This window comes from Nocardia sp. NPDC059228 (assembly GCF_042754245.1).
Lineage (GTDB): Bacteria > Actinomycetota > Actinomycetes > Mycobacteriales > Mycobacteriaceae > Nocardia.
On record NZ_JBHZAL010000161.1, the window covers coordinates 1 to 1,112 of the forward strand.

The following is a 1,112-nucleotide window of genomic DNA, read 5'->3' on the forward strand; positions in this document are numbered from 1 at the left end:
CCGTACGCACTCAACACCCGCGCACCGTCCCCCATCAGGAGCACCTGTCATGACGTACCCGCCGGAGCCGCAATATCCGGGTGAGCCCGCCGCGCCACCGCGATATCCGACCGGACCACCCACGTACCCCGTCCCCCCGCAGGAGTCCGCCCCCCAGTACCCGCTCCCGCCTTCATACCCTCAGCCCTCGGACCCTCGGCTCTCGGGCGCCGAGGTGCCGCAGCAACCCGCCCGGCATCCGCATGAGCTGGACTTCGAGCAGCGGCGCGCTCATATCGCCCGGCATCAGCGCGCCACCGACATCACGGCCTGGGGTCAGCTGCTCCTCCATCTGCCGAACTTCGCGGCGAGCCTGCTGCTGATCACGGGCATCTCCGCGACGCTGTTCGACAACGCCCCCTGGATCCCCGTGGCTGTATGGATAGCCAGCGGCGCCCTGGTCTTCCACCGGCCGACCGAGAGTTTCTTCGCCACCTACTTCCTGCATCTGCGACGGCCCTCCCCGGCCGAGGCCGCCAGGCTCGGTCCGATCTGGCGCGAGGTCACCCTGCGCGCCGGTATCGACGGCGCCAACTACGAGCTGTGGATCGAGGAGAGCGACGGCCTCAACGCGTACGCGGCGGCGGGCCATATCGTCGGCGTCACACGCTTCTCGCTGGACCGGCTGCCCAGTGGCCAGCTCGCCGGTGTACTGGCCCACGAGCTGGGCCACCACACCGGCGGTCACGCCTGGTCCGGTCTCCTCGGCTTCTGGTACGCCCTGCCGGGGCGCTTGGCGTGGGTCGTGGTCCGCAAGGTGGCTCTGGGTCTGATGGTGGTGTCGTCGTACATCTCCCCGCTCGTGACGGGTGTCCTCGCGCTGGTCCTCGGCTGCGGCCTGGTGAGCCTCGTCACCACGGCGTGGTTCATCGTGCTGCCGTTGCTCCTCGCGCCGTATCTGCTCGCGGGAGTCAGCAGGCAGGCTGAGCTACGCGCGGACAGGCACGCTGCCGCTCTCGGTTTCGCACCGATGCTGGTCGAGGTGTTGGAGGCCATGCACGCCGAGGGCGAGGCTCGGGCGGCGGCTCCACATGCCGTCGGCGGAGCACCCCGCCGGCCGGGCACCCTGGCCA

Annotated in this window: 1 protein-coding gene; it reads left to right on the top strand. The window is 70.3% G+C overall.

Annotated features, from left to right (window positions below):
• Window positions 1-214: 214 nt before the first annotated feature.
• Window positions 215-1,112 (top strand): M48 family metalloprotease (locus tag ACFXKA_RS43180; protein WP_379431940.1); only part of this gene is annotated, 898 nt, incomplete at its 3' end.